General features: G+C 71.9%; 1 protein-coding gene. It reads right to left on the bottom strand.

Features of this window, described 5'->3' with window-relative positions:
• A partial coding sequence (locus AC5RWU_RS24825; RefSeq protein ID WP_494037356.1) for a LuxR C-terminal-related transcriptional regulator occupies positions 1 to 235 on the bottom strand: 235 nt, incomplete at both ends.

The raw sequence follows: 235 nt of genomic DNA, 5'->3' as shown, positions 1-235 counted from the left end.
TGGGCGCCGAGTTTGGCCAGGACGGACTTGGTGTAGCCGCGGCAGGTTTGGGTGGAGATGCCCAGCGTGCGGGCGTTGGTGCGCACATCGGAGCCGGTGGCCATCAGGCGCAGCACGTCCATCTCCCGGTGCGTCAGGTCCGGTACCGGGGGTCCGGCGGGCTGGGCCCGGCGGGCGGTCAGGTGCGCCAGCAGCGCCGGATCGGTGATCATGTTCCCGGGTGTGGCCTGGCGCA

This window comes from Arthrobacter sp. B0427-1-12 (genome assembly GCF_059092905.1).
Note: the sequence above shows the minus strand (reverse complement) of the source record. Positions and strands in the feature narration are given on the sequence as shown.